The 19,227-nt window shown below is 45.9% G+C and carries 15 protein-coding genes; 12 read left to right on the top strand and 3 right to left on the bottom strand.

Annotated features, from left to right (window positions below; all coding sequences use genetic code 11):
• Window positions 1-32 precede the first annotated feature (32 nt).
• Entirely contained in the window at window positions 33-2,192 is a 2,160-nt protein-coding gene (locus AC0YN7_RS26935) for a fibronectin type III domain-containing protein (protein ID WP_475813107.1), read from the bottom strand.
• A gap of 243 nt (window positions 2,193-2,435) precedes the next feature.
• Here AC0YN7_RS26935 and AC0YN7_RS26930 point away from each other — a divergent pair, with 243 nt between their 5' ends.
• From AC0YN7_RS26930 to AC0YN7_RS26920, 3 genes are all read left to right on the top strand, one after another.
• Window positions 2,436-2,981: a shikimate kinase gene (locus AC0YN7_RS26930; RefSeq protein ID WP_475813106.1), complete on the top strand. Its 546-nt coding sequence runs from the start codon at window positions 2,436-2,438 to the stop codon at window positions 2,979-2,981.
• A gap of 126 nt (window positions 2,982-3,107) precedes the next feature.
• Window positions 3,108-3,962, top strand: coding sequence for an alpha/beta fold hydrolase (locus AC0YN7_RS26925; protein ID WP_475813105.1), 855 nt, complete (start codon window positions 3,108-3,110; stop codon window positions 3,960-3,962).
• A gap of 103 nt (window positions 3,963-4,065) precedes the next feature.
• On the top strand, window positions 4,066-4,485 hold the full coding sequence (locus AC0YN7_RS26920; protein WP_475813130.1) for a GNAT family N-acetyltransferase: 420 nt from the start codon (window positions 4,066-4,068) through the stop codon (window positions 4,483-4,485).
• Between the two features lie 169 nt (window positions 4,486-4,654).
• Here AC0YN7_RS26920 and AC0YN7_RS26915 read toward each other — a convergent pair whose 3' ends face one another.
• Complete coding sequence (locus tag AC0YN7_RS26915) at window positions 4,655-6,718, bottom strand: helix-turn-helix domain-containing protein (RefSeq protein WP_475813104.1); 2,064 nt, start codon at window positions 6,716-6,718, stop codon at window positions 4,655-4,657.
• Window positions 6,719-6,913: 195 nt separating this feature from the next.
• On the opposite strand from AC0YN7_RS26915, the gene AC0YN7_RS26910 reads away from it, so the two are divergent.
• The 7 genes from AC0YN7_RS26910 (at window position 6,914) to AC0YN7_RS26880 (ending at window position 15,616) form a co-directional block, all read left to right on the top strand.
• On the top strand, window positions 6,914-7,336 hold the full coding sequence (locus AC0YN7_RS26910; RefSeq protein ID WP_475813103.1) for a VOC family protein: 423 nt from the start codon (window positions 6,914-6,916) through the stop codon (window positions 7,334-7,336).
• Window positions 7,337-7,436: 100 nt separating this feature from the next.
• Window positions 7,437-10,121, top strand: coding sequence for an IPT/TIG domain-containing protein (locus AC0YN7_RS26905; RefSeq protein WP_475813102.1), 2,685 nt, complete (start codon window positions 7,437-7,439; stop codon window positions 10,119-10,121).
• Between the two features lie 411 nt (window positions 10,122-10,532).
• Window positions 10,533-11,402: a M15 family metallopeptidase gene (locus tag AC0YN7_RS26900; RefSeq protein WP_475813101.1), complete on the top strand. Its 870-nt coding sequence runs from the start codon at window positions 10,533-10,535 to the stop codon at window positions 11,400-11,402.
• Between the two features lie 99 nt (window positions 11,403-11,501).
• On the top strand, window positions 11,502-11,813 hold the full coding sequence (locus tag AC0YN7_RS26895) for an ArsR/SmtB family transcription factor (protein WP_475813129.1): 312 nt from the start codon (window positions 11,502-11,504) through the stop codon (window positions 11,811-11,813).
• Between the two features lie 81 nt (window positions 11,814-11,894).
• A complete protein-coding gene (locus tag AC0YN7_RS26890) occupies window positions 11,895-13,058 on the top strand; it encodes an MFS transporter (protein WP_475813100.1) in 1,164 nt (387 codons plus the stop codon).
• A gap of 279 nt (window positions 13,059-13,337) precedes the next feature.
• On the top strand, window positions 13,338-14,474 hold the full coding sequence (locus tag AC0YN7_RS26885; protein ID WP_475813099.1) for a DNA sulfur modification protein DndB: 1,137 nt from the start codon (window positions 13,338-13,340) through the stop codon (window positions 14,472-14,474).
• Window positions 14,474-15,616: a DNA sulfur modification protein DndB gene (locus AC0YN7_RS26880; protein WP_475813098.1), complete on the top strand. Its 1,143-nt coding sequence runs from the start codon at window positions 14,474-14,476 to the stop codon at window positions 15,614-15,616. The genes AC0YN7_RS26885 and AC0YN7_RS26880 overlap by 1 nt, the downstream gene beginning before the upstream one ends.
• A gap of 211 nt (window positions 15,617-15,827) precedes the next feature.
• Here the strand turns inward: AC0YN7_RS26880 and AC0YN7_RS26875 are convergent, their stop codons facing one another.
• Entirely contained in the window at window positions 15,828-16,415 is a 588-nt protein-coding gene (locus AC0YN7_RS26875; protein ID WP_475813097.1) for an IucA/IucC family C-terminal-domain containing protein, read from the bottom strand.
• A gap of 522 nt (window positions 16,416-16,937) precedes the next feature.
• Here AC0YN7_RS26875 and AC0YN7_RS26870 point away from each other — a divergent pair.
• Window positions 16,938-18,002, top strand: a complete 1,065-nt coding sequence (locus AC0YN7_RS26870; protein WP_475813096.1) for a FecCD family ABC transporter permease — start codon at window positions 16,938-16,940, stop codon at window positions 18,000-18,002.
• The gene (locus AC0YN7_RS26865; protein ID WP_475813095.1) at window positions 18,003-19,037 is read left to right on the top strand and encodes a FecCD family ABC transporter permease; all 1,035 of its coding nucleotides are present in this window, start codon (window positions 18,003-18,005) and stop codon (window positions 19,035-19,037) included.
• Window positions 19,038-19,227 lie beyond the last annotated feature (190 nt).

Below are 19,227 nucleotides of genomic sequence, written 5' to 3'. Positions count from 1 at the left end.
CTATATACCGAACGATCTAAGATCAACGCACTTTATTGACTAATTGGCAGACGTAGCACATTAGAAGACACCAGCAAACTGCTTGCCGCTTGTACAATCCCCTTTGTGATCGTGTCATTGGCACCCGTTTTTATTGCTTCGGATATGTTTAACATTTTAGTTTGCTTAATCGCCGCTTTTCCTGCATTCATCAATTCCAGAAGCAACTGCGTTTGCTCTTCGTGCGTTGTCGCGACGTTAAGCTTACTTTGTACTTCACCCAGTTTGGTTTCGAAATCGTTCATGATGCTCTGTAAAATTATTGATGGGTCTTTGTCAGCGATTATGGTCACTTCTTTCTGGAAAATAACTTTATTCTCCCCGCTATTTGGGTTGACGATAGCCGCCTGAATAACCGCGGTTGCAATATTCGCCTGTTCAGGAATGGAGGCGGTGCCGTATGGCGTGATATTGAAAAGAGAACTTCCGGATACCTTTTTCCATACCAGTGCTTGCGTCGGAATGTCAATAGAGGCAACCTTTAAACTATAATTACGCTGATAGCCGCCGCTAAGTTTAACCGATGCCTGTGCCATTGATCGGATATAGGCAACTGTCCATGCATAGGCGGCTGGTTCATCATGTTTCAGCTTTTTCTGGAAATTCATTATTGTAGACTGAACATCATAAGGAGTGACGTTAAGATTCCTCAGAATCTTGCTTATTTTGTAATAGGTTGATTGACTAAGCTGATTAGTTATGGCTTTCATCAGGATGTCCGTCATTTTCTGATTATTACCTAAATGACCTAACAGCTCGATTGGAGACAATTGCGAAAGATAATATTGAACATGTCCTTCAATACCTCTGAGATCCTTGCCATCCCCAAAAATGAACGAAACAACATCCTCCATCGTTAGTTTCGTTTCTCCACCTGCCGCAGCTATGGTACTTAGTGTCAGCAGAAACTCGGGATCAGACAAGATGTCTTCTAACCCAGATTCCAGTTGATCGTATGGAAGTGAACCTATCGACAAAATGATATGGAAAAGCTTCTTTTTCAATTGGACCTGATCAACAGATGCAGGAAGCTTGAGTTTGATTTTGTTCCAGATCGGATCAATCAAGGACAGGTCGCTTATCTCGTCCAGTTCTGCAAATTCAGAACTTAGCTTACGTACATCCTCCAAATCTGCAGGATCACCTGCGTCAAGAGCGGCACGAAGCATGTTGCTCCATTCTAGGAACGGCGCCCCTTCCTCGTATGTTACGGTAAAGCTGCTGTTGTACCGCGTTTGATTACCATCGTTATCCGTGGCAAAGATTAGAAGGGAGTGAGTGCCGCTTGGCAATCTGGGAGTAATTGCAGTCAACGTCTCAGATGCTTCGTCATAACTGAACGGCACCATCCTATTGTCGACCCCGACCATGCACATGCTAAGATTTATACCGGAGTCCAGATCGTATACTTTGGCAGTGATCTCCGACCAAGCCGTCGCTAAGTTATTGCCGTCAGCGGGAGACACCGATTCAATAAGCGGTTCTAAACGATCTTGAGGGTAGGTTGTCACCGTAAGGGCTGGGCCGTCCGTCGTCCAACTGCCATCGGAACGCTGCGTCTCCACCTTTAAGTTGTAGGTGGTATTTGGCCACAGATTAGTTGCATCAAATGTGGTGATATTTCCGTTCACTGCCCCAAGGAGTATGCTATTTCCATATATTCTGTAACCCATACTCTCTTTGGCAGGCGTCCAGGATAAACGGAGTGAATTCGCTTCGATATTCGCTGCTTCCAAGACGCTGTTTTCCCATACTGAGAGCCGGACATTGAAGCTTCCGTTGTATTCCTGCAATAATTTCTCATCATGGTCTAAGACACGAATGTTTAAGGAGTGCGTACCGTTTTGTAAATTCGAGCAGTACGTAAATACCAAACCATGCATATAATTCGGCTCTATAAGTTGTTGGTCATCGACCATGATAATGATCGATCCTGTTTCTGCTAGTGGAATCCCGAGTCCAAAGCTGATGATCGTAAAGTTCTCGGTAATCGTTGCGCCGTCTCCCGGACTTACGCTTCCGATAATAGTTGTTGAATCAGCAGCTTCTCGGGTGCCTCCACTCTCTTCCGCATAGGCAAACTGGGGAACGAAAAGCATGAGCAAAAAACCTACAATGAGCAAATTTGACATTCTTAATCGATACGACTTCATAATCTCCTCCTTAATCACACTCATTATTCATTTAGAGTAATAATATACCATTTAGTTCGCGTTTTGAATATATAATTTATCTTAATCATAAGCTATCTATGGGTGCCAAAGAGGTTAAAGTTGTTGATATAGTAGAGGAAAACATTAGGTTCGGGTATAATTCAGCAAAAGCCTGCAATGTGCAAATTGAATACATTATTAGTGATGTAATGGTTTAAAGAAAAAAATGGAGGCATTACAAAAGTGAGGAAGAATATGAGGAAGAATATGAATATAGTTCTTATAGGTATGTCTGGAGCTGGTAAGAGTACTTTAGGTTTGTTGCTTGCAAAAGCTTTAGGAATGGATTACGTGGATACAGATATTGTTATACAACAACATGAAGGTAAGTTGTTACAAGATATAATTGATAATGATGGTATCGAAAAATTTATGGAAGTCGAAGAAAAAATTGTGTCTGAATTGCAACTGAAAAATTGCATTATATCTACAGGTGGAAGTGTTATATATTCAGAAAAAGCTATGCATGTCCTTAAACAGGGTGGACAGATTATTTATTTACATGTCCCATATGAAGAAATTAAAAGGAGACTAATAAACATAACAACCAGAGGTATTGTAATAAAGAAAGGAAATAGTCTTAAGGACGTTTACGAGGAAAGAGTTCCTCTATACATTAAGTATAGTGATAAAACTCTTGATTGCTCAAATAAGGATATAGAACATTGTGTTAGTGAAATTATAGTGAAAATACAAGAAAGTCATTGCGATAATTCAAATGACGGGTAAAACAAATCAAATATGATAAACTGAAACCTGAGGTGACAATTATGAGCAAATATACAACGGTAAAGCTGAGACGAAGAAGCTCACAAAGGAGGTGATCATCAAAAATTAAGAAATGAGGGTTTTATTATGAAGCAGGAATATTTTGTCCGTGATCAGTTTAAATTAGGATATTCTATTTATGGGAAAGGCGCCCCGGTCGTAGTGATTGGGAGCAGTATATATTATCCGCGCCTTTTCTCCAAGAATTTGCTAAGTTTATATACATTTATTTTTTTGGATCATAAGGGATTTGCACCATATTTAGGTCAAGATAGACCTCATCGTGATAATTACGCCTTGGATGCAATTGTGGAGGATGTTGAAGAGGCCAGAAAGCTACTCGGTCTGGACCAATTTGGATTGATTGGTCACTCAGGTCATGCTTTTATGGCTATGAGTTATGCACTCAAATATCCTCAGCACGTAAGCAGGCTGGCACTGCTGAATACAGCGCCAGATAACAGCAACGCTCGGCAAAAGGGCAGTATTGATTTTTTTGAGCAGACAGCAGATGTTGAGAGAAAAGATGCTTTTTATGCTGATTTTTCACATTTTGAAGCAAGGGTCGCCCAAGATCCGGAACATCGATTTATCCATATGAACATTTGCATGAGGGCTCACAGCTTTTATGACTTTACATTCAATTCTGACTATTTGTGGGAAGGTGTTCATACCAATATGGATGTAATTGATTATTTATGGGGAGAAGAATTTGCCCGCTTCAATTTATTGGAGGCTATGACTAAGCTGAATAAGCCGCTGTTTTTAGGATTAGGGCGATATGACTATTTAGTTTCTCCCGTTTCCTTGTGGGATGGGATTGAAGTTTTGCATCCAAGTGTGCACAAGGTTGTTTTTGAGCAGAGTGGGCATAATCCGATGCTGGAAGAGCCTACGTTATTTGATAGGGAGTTTGTCAGTTGGCTGGGTAATAAGGTTTGAATAACTAGCAGTTATGAAGAGCTTCTACGTATTGTAGGGACTCTTTGGAGCGAAGCAATAAATAAATTTCAAAGTCGCCAAAATGGCGGCTTTTTTTTAGGATATTATTAGATCAAGGAGCCTTTATTTTTACAAAGTCGAAAATAATCCATCTACAGGAATTCTAATACCACCATTAGGTGAAAATATTGAAAATCTTCAACAGAGTGGCGAGATTTTTTTTGGATATTATATTAATTACGAATTAGCAGGAGTTATATCTTATAAAATAGAAGACAAAACTTTAGACATTCATCGTTTAATGGTAGCCCCTAATCACTTTCGCAAAGGAATCGGGAGAATACTACTACAGTACATAGAAAAGGTTGAAAATCATATTCATGAGATCATTGTTTCAACGGGAGCCAATAATAGCCCAGCTAAAAACTTATATATTGATCATGGATTTAGTGAAATTGGAAAAGTGGAAGTAACTAAAGGTTTATTTATGTCCAACTTTAAAAAGAAAATGAAGGAAATATAAAAGCAAAACTCTTGATTGCTCAATTGAACAATAACTAGAACGATGGATCGATGTAGCCAATTGGCTTGCCGACAAGGGCAATCGAATAATTCACTACTTGCGAATCCGAAAAGTATGGGTTCTATAAGCCTTACCTAAAGATTAGCCGCATGCGTGCGGCTAATCTTCGTTACATAAGCATCTTCCGAACCAGTTGAGTCCGGCTGCTGACATCCTGCTTCTCGAAGATCGATTTCAAATGCTTCTTCACCGTTACCTCGCTCAGATACAAGCGGGAGGCGATCTCCGCATTGGTCAACCCCTCGAGCACGAGAGAGGCTACCTCCTTCTCCCGGGCGGTCAAGCCGCAAAGCTCCGAAATCCCGCTTTTGCCGCCGCTGACGGGGGAAGCATCTGCACCAGTGTCGTCCGATTCCTCGAGTGGAAGTTCGATACGAAGGCCCGAGCGCTTCACCAGCTTCCGGATATAAACATGGAGCTGCTTGCCCTGTGTATCCCGAACGAAGACGGGCGTCGGTGTAATGCCGTCGTAGTTCGTATGGACGGCCTGATCGGCCGTATCGAAACCGAGGCTCTCGTGAGCAGCCTGGAAGAACGGGTGAGGAGGAGGCGTACGCAGCAAAAACTCGCCGGTGAACATCAAACCGTGGAGAAAGTGTCCGATGACCGTATGCTGGGCTGCATTCTCGTAATCGTTTTGATCGATCATATCAATAAACCAGCCCGCGCGGGTATGCTCTGGAACGGCGAACCGCTTAAGCTCTTCTTCCGTAATGCTAGAGAAATAGGAGCGGGAGCACGGATGCTCCATCAAATACGGCATCGTCTTCCGGTTGATAGGAACCAACGCGATGAGTACCGCTATCTTTCCGTCGTCGTTCCGCATGACGCGAAGCACGTCATATCCGAGCTCAAACAACCGGTCCATATTGAACCATTTCAACGAATATAGGTTCTGCTCCGTAGTCAGCGGAAAGTCGAAACGGCGATTCGTAGCGGCATCGAACAGTTTGATCGTCTGCGGCGCTGCCGTTTCCTGCCGGTACTGTACATAGCGCTCCAGCTCGGCGCGGTGGCTTAGGCCGACGGACTCGAATGGGCGGGGAATAGGATCGAACCAATTCATTATGGCACGGATCAGAGCGTCCCCGGCATAATACGTAAGCTCCAGCGCTTCGTGATTGCGCAAATCCCGCGGCGAATTTTTAAATCCTTCATAGGCATGGAGGATGGCCCTGGTTTGAAGCCGGTCATACAGCTGGGGCGAGCGCAGACGCAATTCTTGAATCACAGCTTCACGCATCAAAGCGTGAACCGTCCAGCCGCTGTCGGTTCTCCGTACGAAAGAGAAACGGATGAGCTGGTAAAATTCGGGGGAAGTCACTTCCTTCTCCATCATAAAAGAAAGCGTATCCTGATTGAAATAACGCAGCACGGCGGCGGCTTCGACAAGCGGGCGCATATGCTCGCCCGGAATTTCCCGCAGCCACTGGCTTACGATGAATGGCAGGCTGTCCGCCTCCTCTGCGCTCCGTTCTTCGTCGGCCTTCGGTGACTGATTCTCCCAGAAAAACGCAAGCAGAGAAAGCGTTAAGGGATGCCCCTTGGACCTGCGCCAAATATCCCGGACTAAAGACGGATCGGATATTTGGCAATAGCGGGCGTATCGTTCGACCGCTTCAAACGGAAGATGATCCAGATAAATTCTCGCGATGTGCGACCGCCAGACGGGTGAGAGAATCCACGCTTCGGAGAGGGCGTGGCGTCCGGCCGTGACGATCAGCACATTCTCGTGAAGCTGCTTGAAAAAATATTCGCGCAGCCAATGATCGAGCGCTTCCATCGTTTCGTAATTGTCCAGAAACAGCACCAGCCGTTCGGACGCCGTCTTATCGTTCAGCATGCGGATACTTCTCTCCAACAAAGAAGAAGCTTCCAGGTCCTCGTCGTCAAGCTCCAAGATTCTTAATGTCCGCAATATATGTAAGCAAAAAGCATCCGGAGAACGCCAAAATCCTTCGCTGTCCATTGCAATCGAGGCAATTCCCCTTAATCTGACCTGCCGCTGCAGCTCGTCGAGCAGACAGCTCTTGCCGACGCCGGCCGTTCCGAAGAGGTGGATCAGCCTCTTGGCTCGCCGCTCATCCTCAAGGATGTTGATAAAGGCGTTAATTTCAGCGGAGCGTCCGACCATCAGCCGGCTTTCAAGCTCCTCCATTCTGAATTGCATCATCCGTTCACCCACTTATTCCATAACATTACATCAAAAAAAGTCTACCTCCAAATTATACACACTCATATATCATTTGAGCACCTGATTTTTACAGAAGGGTATTCTTTTGGATGCATCCTTTCGGGTAATATCGCGACGACAAAGGCGATGGTAGGATATGAACAGGCGAGATGCTGCTTGAAAGGATGAAGAAGCATGGCGAAGGTTAGCCGATTAGAACACATAACGCTGTATGCTCATGATGTGCGCAGGCTGACAGCCTTCTATGAAGCGGCTCTCGAGCTGAAGGGGGCGGAGGCGCCCGGCGAGGACGGGACAGCCGGGCTCGCCATCGACCCTTCCTCAGGGCGGCACGAGCTGTTCATCATGAACAATCTGCATCATATGCACTTGGCTTTCAGCGCAGATACGTTGAACGACTTCAAGGCGGTATGGCGCAGATTGAAGGAGCTGGGCGTTTTTACCCAGGGGCCGTATTGGCAGAAGGAAGGACCTACGTTTTCTTTTTTCGATCCGGAAGGGAATCATGTGCAAATCATTTGGCCCGTTCGGGCAGCGTGGCCGGTTGGTAGTAGGGTTACGTTCGAACAATTGGAAGAATGGGCGGACCGAATCTGAACCGAATCTGACTCCGACGAATTCCAAACCGATTCGCATGGTTTGCCGGCAGAGCTTCACGCAAAAAAAATCTATCCAATGAAAAGGAGAGGTAATCACAATGTCTAAAGGTACTAACGGAAGTAACACTTCGAATGGAGGCATGCAGACGAATGCTTTCGCCGCGACTTTAACGGCAGGCACATTCACTGCAGCTCCGCAGATGGTAAACGACAGGCTGACTTATCATAAAGCACTGTTGGAGTCGAAAGGCATAACGTCTTTGTCCGGTCTAGGCACGCTGCGGATCAGCGGCAGCATCGTTCCCCAGCAGGGCGTGACGAAGCCGGGAGCAAGCATCATAAGCGGAGGAACGATGGTGCAGTCCACGACCCGCATCGTCTCCAGTCAGAAAGGAACACCAACGGTGGAGACCTACAGCGGAAAGGCCGATATTCTGACGGCGATTCCGTTCACAAGCAAGGACAAAGCCTTTCTATCGTTGCCTTCCCTAACGGCTGCCGGATCCGAAATCTTAATTGATACGGCTTACTGGGTCGCCACTGAGGTGTACCTCGCAAGCGGAACGAATATCGTCATCAAATATCCGCATCGCAACCTCATCATTCTCGCAGAGAAGTTAACGGTCGAGGAGAACGTCACATTCAGTTGGGAGCGTCCTTACCGTACTGCTCCTCCGCAAATCAACCCGGCTCCGGCTACACCGGGCGCTGCACCGATGTCCACGACGCTGGTCGGGATTCCGGGTACGAACGGAACATCTGGCTGGACCGGGTATCGAGGGTACGACGGCGCCCCCGCGCCGGAGCTCGAGGTATGGGTGCTCGAGATGACAGGAAGACCGCGATTTGATTTGCGCGGCCAGGACGGCACACAAGGCGGTCAAGGACAAAATGGCGGCACCGGTGGCAAAGGTGGTAAAGGCAAGCCGGCCGTGCTGGACTGGGCAGGCTTCTGCAAGGCGGGTGCTGGTGCCGGAGGTAACGGCGGCAACGGCGGCAACGGCGGCAATGGCGGTACTGGAGGCAACGGCGGCATGGGGGGCAGACTGAGTTTATATGCACCTCAGCCTGTCTTACAGCAGTACGCAACGGGGTTCGATATCCGTATTGAAGGGGGCAGCGCAGGTATCGGCGGAGCTACGGGATTACCGGGTATCGGCGGAGAAGGTGGAGCTGTAGGAGACTCAAAGGGTTCTTGCGGTCCGGGACCACGGAAGCCCGGTTTGCATGGAGCGACGGGAGTTCAGGGCAGTCCAGGGCCAAACGGTCAGACAGGCGGTGTCCTGCCTTATCCGATCGGCTTCTTCACCATCGAGGCAGACGATTTCAGAAGGAAAATGCTGGAACCTTCGATCAACCATGTCAGCCCGCTTTATGTCAAGCAAGGCGAGAGGGTGACAGTATATGGAAAACGCTTCACGATGAGTGATATCGTGGTGATAGACGGTATTGAGACCGCTACGACGGTCGTAAGCGATACATGCCTGCATTTTACGATACCTCAACTGTTCGGCGGCTCGCGTACGTTCCAGGTCCGTCAAACGGATTCGACGTTGTCCAATTACGCTTCCGTTTATGTTCTTCCTCAGATTTTGAATATCGAGCAGGAAGGGATGGAAGAGCGGAAGCCGGATGAGTTGCTCCGCGTCAAGCCGGGCATGAAGGTTACCTTGAAGGGAAGCGGCTTCGCGGAAGGAACGCTTGTGCTCGTCAACGATCATGAAATGCCGGATGTCCGTCTGACTAACTCGACGCAAATCGAATTTACAATGGTTCGTCCTTCCGATACGGAGATCAATGCATCGGGCGAACGTGTCACCTTGAAGGCACGTTTCGCGGACGGCACGCTGTCTAATACTTTCCATCTGGAGCTTGAGACGTATCATATGCTGGTAATAGGCGACTCCGTTAGTTGGGGCCAAGGGATGCAAGAGCACGAGAAATTCTACTCGCTCGTTGGCGCGGTGATTCAGGCCAAGAGTGGTAATATCAAGCAGTATACGAGTGTTTTGGCGCATTCGGGGGCGACGATCGGAGTCGGCGATCCAAACACCGCCGAGCCGGTGGACGGCGAGGTGCCGACGTCTTATCCGACGATCCTGCAGCAGTGCGACCTGTTCACCGGCCGCAAGGATAAAGTCGATCTGGTCCTGATGGACGGCGGGATGAACGACGTTGAAGTCACCACCATTCTGAACCCGTTCAACCCGGCGAATCTGGATGAGCTGTTGGAGTTGCATCTTAATCAAAGCATGTATAAACTACTGGACAAAGTTACGAAAGATTATCCTAAGGCTAAAGTCATCGTTACAGGATATTATGCACCGATCTCCCGCAAGAGCGATCTGGCGGCGGTCGAGGCGTTGCTGATCGCCCTCGGCATCCTCGTGGGAGGCGCCGGTGGAGGTGCGGCTGGAGGCATTTTCGGTCTTGCTGAATTCGAAGCGATTTGCAACCGCTGCGAGAAGTTGGAGAGAGAATCCAAGATGTACCTGCAGCAGGCCATTAACCGCAAAAATGGTGAGCTGAATACTCCTCCGCGGATCTTCTTCGCCGATCCTAACTTCGGCCCGGACCATGCGGCGCTTACCGACGATCCGTACCTGTTCGGCGTTAACCTGGACCTTTCACCGCAGGATTTCATAGCGAGTGACCGGCTGGTGTCCTGCACGGAGGCAGGCTGTACCGGTTTTGATATGGAAAAATGCAAACGTGCCTCAATGGGCCATCCGAATCCGAAGGGCGCGCAAGCTTACGCAAACGCCATTATGCAGCTGTTATAATCCTATTTTCAAAGACGAAGCAGGAAGGGGAGTGTCGGCTATATGCCGGCGCTCCCCTTTAAACACGTTTGAAATCACTAATATAGTGTATGAGACTAAACATGTCGGAGGACAAGAACTTGTAAGCATATGGAGTCGCGCACTGCGCGGTGTTTTTGTTTTAACGATATATGTTCCTGTCTTTGGTCCAGGATTGCATTCCTGAGAAAGACGTACCTCAATATCTATAATATATGTTTTATACCGGTTAGGCCTGTATTTGTTCATTGCGAAGAATATTGTAGAGCAGCATAACGGAATGATCTATGTCCAAAGAAGAACTAATAATTTAAGAAAACTTTTATTTTTAACGCCATTTCTTTTTAAGTAGTTTTCCTTATCCTTGAGTGAATGATTAGGAGGAAACTTAGGATGAAGAAGTGGACTTTTTGGATTGTTATACTTTTGCTGCTTGGCTATGGAGTTGCTCAACACAAACCGAAAGTCGTAAACGAGAAACAACTGGACGAAGCTTATCAAGCTCCAAAGGTGACTTCCCAAAAGAACGAACTTACGGTAAATGTAACAAAAGATCAGATTTTTAAGGGTAATTTGTTGTTGGTCAATAAGGATCATCCTGTACCTCAAGGGGGTGCAGAGTCCAATGCGGTCAATCTATTTCAGCATAAAGAACTGGTAAAGGGATTCGATTTACTGGACAACACGATTCAGTTGTCGCCAAGTATGGTGCAAAAATTTTCAACAATGATTGAAGCTGCAATAAAAGAAGGAGTAAGCCATTTTATAATTAGCAGCGGTTATCGAGACAACAAAAGACAAAATGAACTCTATAAAGAAATGGGTGCTGAATATGCGATGCCAGCAGGCCATAGCGAACATAACTTAGGCTTATCGGTTGATATTGGATCAACTCAAGCGAAGATGAATCAAGCACCTGAAGGAAAATGGTTGAAAGAAAACGCATGGAGATACGGGTTTGTCTTACGTTATCCAAAGGACAAAACTGCCATCACAGGCACTTTGTATGAGCCTTGGCATTTTCGCTATGTGGGTTTCCCGCACAGTGCAATTATGCAGGAAAAGAATTTTGTCTTAGAAGAATATTTGGATTTCTTGAAAGAACAGAAGACCATTACGACTACAATAGATCATCAAACCTATGAAATCTTTTACTATCCTATTTCCAGAAACACAACCATCAACATCCAAGTGCCGGCGAATGGTCGCTATGAGATTTCAGGCAATAATATGGACGCTGTCATTGTAACCGTGTATTCCTGATCGGGGCTCATGAGCAACTCGGATATTATTTTGATAGGCATTTTAGATTCGAATCGTTTTTATATTTACAAATCTATAAAAGTAGATATAATAATCTATATGGAACCTTTATTGATTTATAAAGCTTTGTCTAACGAGACCCGTAGTCAAATTATGCTATGGTTAAAGAATCCAGAGGAATTCTTTGATGAGAAGCCTTATTTACAACAAGGACTCAATTTTCGAATTGGAGTTTGCGTAGGAGATATTCAGGCTAAAGCGGGACTTGCACAGTCCGTTATCTCGAGTTATTTGTTGACTATGCAAAAGGCTGGTTTGTTGGAATCTGAGCGAATAGGGAAATGGACGTACTATCGTCGGAACGAAAAAACAATACAGAGTTTTTCAGAGTACATCACAAAGAAACTATAAAACGGAAAGGAGGTCTTTTTTTTTGTAAAAACATATCTATAAATCTATATATATAAATACAAATGGAGGCTTACATTTAAAATGAAACAGGTTAACCCTTTACTTATCATTATTCTAGCTTTAGGCGTATTCGGCATCATTACAACGGAAATGGGTATTATAGGTGTTCTACCACAGGTAACGCAAAAATTTAATATATCGACTTCTCAGGCTGGATGGCTTGTAAGTGTATTTTCTTTAGTCGTTGCCATTTCAGGTCCATTCCTGACATTACTCACTTCCGGAATTAATCGTAAAGTCATTCTATTAACATCGGTATTTATTTTTGTGATTTCAAATATTGTTTATGCTTACACAACTATGTTCGATGTAATGCTAGTTTTCCGTATTCTCCCTGCAATTTTTCATCCAGTATTCTTTTCGGTTGCTCTTGTGACCGCAGCAAAACTTGTCCCCTCGGAAAAAAGCAGCAAAGCGGTCACAAAGGTTTTCGCCGGAATAACGGTCGGATTTGCTTTTGGCGTGCCCTTGACTTCATATCTCGCGGAAAAGATTTCGTTAGAAGCCGCTTTCCTATTCGGTGCTGTTGTAAGCGTAATTGCATTTTTAGGGATACTAGCTTGGCTTCCTTCGATGCCTGTTAAGGAAAAAATGTCATATGGCAAGCAGCTTGGTATATTACGTAAACCTCAATTGTGGTTAAATATAGTAATCGTTATTTTTATTTTTGCAGCTATGTTTTCTGTGTACAGCTACTTTGCTGAATATCTTGGACAAGTAACACATATGAACGGGTCATGGATAAGTATCATGTTGATGGTCTTTGGTATAATGATGATTTTTGGGAATTTTTTGTTTGGGAGTTTTTTGTATAAAAGCTTTACTAAGACCGTTATCATGTTTCCACTGCTATATGCGGTAACTTATTTATTCGCTTATTATATGGGTTCATATTTCATTCCCATGATTATTATCGTATTTATTTGGGGGGCAGTGCATTCTGGCGGACTTATTGTAAGTCAAGCATGGTTAACGGCAGAGACGAAAGAAGCTCCCGAATTTGGCAACAGCTTGTTTGTCTCATTTTCCAATCTTGGAATTACTGTAGGTGCTTTTATTGGTGGTTGGTTTATTTCACACTTGGGGATACAGCAACTCATTTGGAGCGGAATAATGTTCACACTACTTGCTTTCTTATTGATCATCATAAAAATAAAATATTTCAAATCGAGGGTCATGGACTGAAAGTAGACAAGTACTTAGAGTACAGTTCGACCATAAAATATACAACAGTATAAAAAGGCAAAGTCACTCCTAACATTGGAGTGGCTTTTTTTCAAATACTATATTCGTCCCTCAAAACCGTTTTATGGGTGAGAAAAGGAAATTATGATTAAAATGATCATTTTTGACCTCAATCAAAGGACATTTCAAGTTCATCTAGAAATAATATTGGTAGGAATGGCGGAAGCTTTATTTACTACAAAATTAGGGTTAAGATTACACATTTAAGGGAGGAAAGATATGGAATCTATTCACTCATTATCTGACTTATTGAATTCGGGATTGACTAGCTCGTTCATGGAAATACCAAGCCAAGCGGCAAGAACCTTCGGTCAGTCCACTTTGTCTGCAACCGTGCCGATGAGCAAGCTGTTCTCCATTTATGAAATCGATTTAGAGGTTCAAAGGCAACTTATTCCTAGGAATGTGTCCGGCTTGATTGATTATGTTCTTTTGTATTTGGACCATGGTCAAAATATCTATTTTCCTGGCATCATCCTGTCAGCCCGCGGTGCAGGTTACTATGCTGCTGATACCGGGACGTACAGTCTGCAGCCTATGGAGAAATGTTATGTCGTAGACGGACAGCACCGACTGGCTGCTTTCCGTCGAGTGATGGAGACGCTGCAAAGCAACCTTGCAAGGGCTAAGGATCGTAGAGAATACGAACGCGTGGAAGAGATAACGGATAAACTCCGCAAGCTCTATGATTTCCCAGTCTCCGTTATGGTCTATCTCGATATCAACGCCAAACAGGAACGCCAGCTTTTTTCCGATATTAACAAGCTGCCGCGCAAGATCGGTGGGAATCTTGCAGTATTGCGTGATCAACGGAGGTTCTATCATATTATGGCCTCCAGGCTAGTGCTAGAGTACGACGTTATGAAGAGGCTCCCGACCGATATATATTCCGAACGAGGCAAAGATGAAGAACATCTTTTCTCATATTCACTCCTTATCGAATTACTGGTTGCCTTATTCGAAGGTCGTATGAAAGCCAATGTGAAAAATAATGGGTACCATTATTCGGAAGAAGTGCTGGAGCAGCAACTGGAGCAAGCGTCGAAGTACTTCAGCATACTAATTGAAGCATTGCCGGAACCGGACCGACGCGAAGCATGCTGGTCTGAAAATATACAGATCGCCCTTGCGCTCTTTCTACATCAGGAAGCGTTCAAGACATTGCAGTTCAACGTATATACACTTACTTATGCCGCTAAGATCTTTAGCCATATCGATTGGAAAGCGATTTACAAGGATGATGAGAAGGATCGGCTGCCGCGTAGAAGTCGGATTATGAAAGCTTACCATTATGTAAGCGGTTTCTTTAATGAACAGCATATCTTGCTTCTGGTTGATAAGGAGGATGTAGTCTAATGGATGGTTTGCGTTTACGGATGACTATTCACCCCTATTGTGAACATTTTGGAATGGCAACGGTGTCGCTTAAGGTTCATGATCTGCTTAACTATACGACTATCGATCCGATGGTGCAACGAAAATTAAGCGGGGGTCAGCAGAAAAAAATTGCGCTTTACCTCCAGGAGCGTGAATTGGATCACGTCTTCTTCGGACCCGTCACGCTCTCTTTGAGAGATGTAAGCGCATTCGCTAAAGAGGAAGATCATCTGGTTCTGCTGCATGGAGGGAAGCTCAGTATTCTAGACGGACAGCACCGGATTCAGGCTCTTGGACATACCAATGAGAAAATGCAAAAAGAAAGTCGGAAGTACGAGCGTGAAGTGATGAAGCTTAAGGTCAAATGCCGGAAATTACCTGAAAATAATGAGCTTCGTGAAGAGCTGGAGCAGACAGAGGGGCTACTAGCACAACTAGAATCTAGGCGTCTCGACCTGTTGGAGAGTGAGCTGGCCGTCCAACTCTATATTGGTCTTGGCGAGGAGGAAGAGAAACAGCTATTCGGTGACATCAACTCCAAAGTACAACTAGTAAGCAAGGAGCTTGGGCATGCTTTCGACGGGAGTGACCCGCTAAACACTGTCATTCAGCAGGTGGCCGGTTACAATGAGCTGCTAAAGACAGCCGGAATTGAGAGCCGGAATAACTTAACTGCATTTAACAAAAATTATACGTGCTATAGCTGGCTGTACGCGACAGCTTCCATGCTTTATACAGGCAAAATACAACCCTCCTATGAACTGGCTCGACTCATCCGCAAGGATCCGGCGGTTCATGTAGAGATTCTGCATCAATTTATGAACACAATTCTTCCGCATATGCCAGAGCAGCCAGGACTAACGAGCTTTATTTCGTCTAGCAGAGTGATGCAGGAGGCGATCGCTTTGTACGCGCATGGCTATCTTGTACAAGATAACGGCACATATAATCAGGAATGGATGTCCTGCTTGAACATTCTGAAGTTGGTGGAATGGACACATAACAATGAGGCGCTTGCCGAGAAGATGGGTAGGATGGACAACGGTAAATTGAATCTTATTCACGAGAAGTCGCTGAGAAAACATTTGATAGTCGTGGATTATTTGAAGGAATTGAAATAATATATTTCTCAATAAAAGTCGAAATTGGCGCAGATGTTCAATAGATTCTGATTGAAGTGTTGCAGCAGAAGAGCAGGCGTTACAGTAGCCTGCTCATATCTTTAAGCAAACGGGTACTTCCACGATGATCTCATTTACATAGTATTGTGGACGGATAAAGAAACACTATTGAAAAGAGACCAAATGAGGATACTTGAAAATCGTGTATCCTTTAGCTTTTCACCTTCGGACAGTTAGAGCAGTATTCTTCAACACTGGAGACCTCGAAGTAGAAGCAGCAGGTTTTGCGAACTCGCATAGGCATATTTGGGACAGATGAGAATGTCTGTTTACCATAAAAGCGGCTCAGTGGGTTTTGTTTTTCCCCGAATAAAGATCCAGGAGACTGATGAATCAAGTACTGAAAATCTGCTCGGCTCCGGGTTTGCTCCTGCTGATCCCCCGTAACTCCAATTCGTTTCTCATAGAGTGAAAACACACGAACCGCAGTATTTTCCCATAAAATCGATTTTGGCACGTTGGCCACTTTAGACATGACTTGTATGAGTTTACCCAGATTTGCGGCAAAAAGAGCTTGAATAATCGTATCGCGCCAAGCATGGCGTTCGTTATCTTCGGGTATCGCAGTATCGATGTTGGCAAGACTGACATGCTCAAGCCAGGAGTGGTCTGGTAACGATTCGAGCGAGCAGTTTTCGATCGATAGATTAAGTCCCTTGTTATAGACTGTCATGGCGTATAGCAGCGGAGCAGCGGTTAAGAAGGAGTACCTTTTCAAAAACTGAGAAGCTGTAATCATCCTCGATGGGTGCTTCTGCCCGCGTGGCAAATATATCCTTTCTCCATATTCTCCTCTTGCCCGTTCAGCAGCAGCCGGGCACGACCTTGTATGGTGTATAATAGAGCGCTCGAAGAAAGCGGGGATATGTACAGCTGCCCGCCAATTGGCAGCTTGGTGCGCTTCACATCTATTATTTTCAGCGATGCATGGTTTCAAAGTAAAAGATGATTTTCTATAATCATAGAATGCTGTCAACTCCTAAAGAGGGTGCCTCTGGAAAATGTAAACATTAATTATTGACATTGATAATCGTTATCATTAAAATGGGGGAGTAGTGTTTATTATAACGGTTATTTTTATTATCGACCAGAGCAAGATGAATTTTTTATTTGCCATCTTGCTTTCGAACGGAGGCAAGCTGATTGAATTTCAATTTATAAAAATTTTCGAACGAGGAGGATGTAGAAGTCGCTAACATGAACAGCAGCATTCGGTGAATATAACTACCTATTTAATAGGGTACTTGCAAAGGTGGAACCTATGAGTCAAATATTAGAGACTATAAATCAGAAGCCAAAACAACGGCCGACAACCTCCGTGAAGATCCACAGTCGACCGTGGGCGGCAACTTTAATCTTGATAGGGGGGCTGGCCGCGCTAGTGTTTGCCATCGGTTTATCCGTTTCTTTCGGCGCGGCGGATATCCGCTTTCTCGTTGTGTGGGAGTCCATTCTTAACTTTAACCCGGATATCACTCAACATCAGATTATCCAGGAGCTTCGTCTGCCACGAGTACTCGGCGGCGCGATGGTCGGTGCTTGCTTCGCCGTGGCGGGAGCGATCATGCAGGGGTTGACTCGTAACCCACTGGCGGACTCCGGCCTGCTTGGGCTGAATGCAGGGGCAGTGTTTATGCTGACGATTTGTTTTGCCTTTTTTCCCGGTTTGCCATTTATGTACTTAATTTTGTATTCGTTCTTAGGCGCAGGTATCGGAGCGGGCTTAGTGTATGGGATCAGCTCGATGGCAAAAGGGGGACTCACACCGGTCCGATTGGTTTTGGCTGGTGCCGCGCTTAGCGCGCTGCTCAGCGCGCTGAGTGAAGGCATTGCGCTTTACTTCCGAATTGGTCAAGACCTGGCGTTCTGGTATGCCGGAGGTGTCGCGGGAACGAAGATGTTACACCTGAAAATTATTTTTCCGTGGATCGCTGTGGCTATTGTTGGAGCGATTGTTTTATCACGTTCGATCACGATGTTGAGCATGGGGGAAGATATTGCCCGCGGACTTGGGCAACGAACAGGTTTGGTCAAGCTGGCTGGTGCGATAATTGTCCTCATATTGGCAGGAGCGGCCGTATCTGTTGTCGGCGCCGTCGGCTTCGTCGGGCTCATCATTCCTCACCTGACGCGAAAGCTGGTTGGTGTGGATTATCGATGGATCATACCCTGTTCGGCAGTGCTGGGCAGCCTGCTTGTCGTACTCGCCGATCTAGGGGCAAGGATGATCAATCCTCCTCATGAAACGCCGATTGGGGCAATCATCGCGCTGATTGGGGTGCCCTTCTTCTTGTATTTGGCACGCAAAGAAAAGAGGGTGTTATAGATGGAGGTTTCTTCGGCTTCACTGGTCGTGCGAAAGAAGAGAAAGCGGGACATTATCGTGTTGTCCGTACTCGGCGCTCTTATTTTAATCACATTTCTGATTAGCATGAACACCGGCTACATCCGACTTTCTCCGTTGGATGTGTTACGTACGTTGCTTGGTTCGGGGACGGTTAAGGAAAATTTGATTCTGTTCGAGTTCCGTTTGCCACGGATCATCATTTCCGTGCTGATTGGGGCAGGGCTAGCCGTATCGGGCTGTGTGATGCAGGGGATATCCCGAAATGCTCTGGCAGACCCTGGCATTCTCGGCATCAACGCCGGGGCAGGTTTAATGGTCATGCTGTTTATCTCGTTTTATCCGACGACAGCGGCGGCTCCAGTCTTTTTGCTCCCCGTGCTAGCTCTAGTAGGCGCGGGGATGACCGCCGCTTTGATTTACGCGCTCGCGTACAAGCGCCATGAGGGCTTGTCTCCAACGCGTCTTCTCTTGACTGGGATTGCGGTTGCGGCGGGCATCAGCGCGGCGATGATCGTGCTGACTCTGAAGCTGGATCCGGATAAATACCAGTTTGTGGCGACTTGGCTGGCGGGCAGCATCTGGGGAACGAACTGGAAGTTTGTACTCTCACTGCTGCCATGGATTGTCGTGCTGCTGCCGTTTGTAATCTATAAGGCGCAGGTGATGAATGTGCTCAATTTAGGTGAACAAACGGCGACCGGATTAGGTGCGAGGGTGTCGAGGGAGCAGCTGGTATTGCTGGCTGCAGCGGTTGGGTTGGCTGCATCCTGTGTTGCGGTTAGCGGAGGAATCGGATTCGTTGGGCTAATCGGACCGCATCTAGCTCGTCGTCTAGTCGGTCCGAAGCACCAAATTCTGCTGCCGGCCGCGGCGCTGGTGGGCTCATTGCTTGTCATTACGGCGGATACGATAGGCCGTTGGATCCTGCAGCCGACAGAAATCCCGACAGGGATTGTTGTAGCCGTCATCGGCGCGCCGTATTTCCTGTACCTGCTGGCTCGGTCCAAAACGTAAGGATGTCGTAAAATAAGAAGAGAAAACTAAAGCCCTTTGGCATCCTGCTTTCTAGATAATAAATTTGTATTTAGCAATGATCAAAAAGGCGTTGGGGATCTTTCCCCAACGCCTTTTTGATTCATATACAAGGTTTCAGTCGATCGGATGGAGCTAGAGCTAGTAGTGTTAGCTTCATAGCATAATTACG

The organism is Paenibacillus sp. J31R122, from assembly GCF_056269185.1.
Note: the sequence above shows the minus strand (reverse complement) of the source record. Positions and strands in the feature narration are given on the sequence as shown.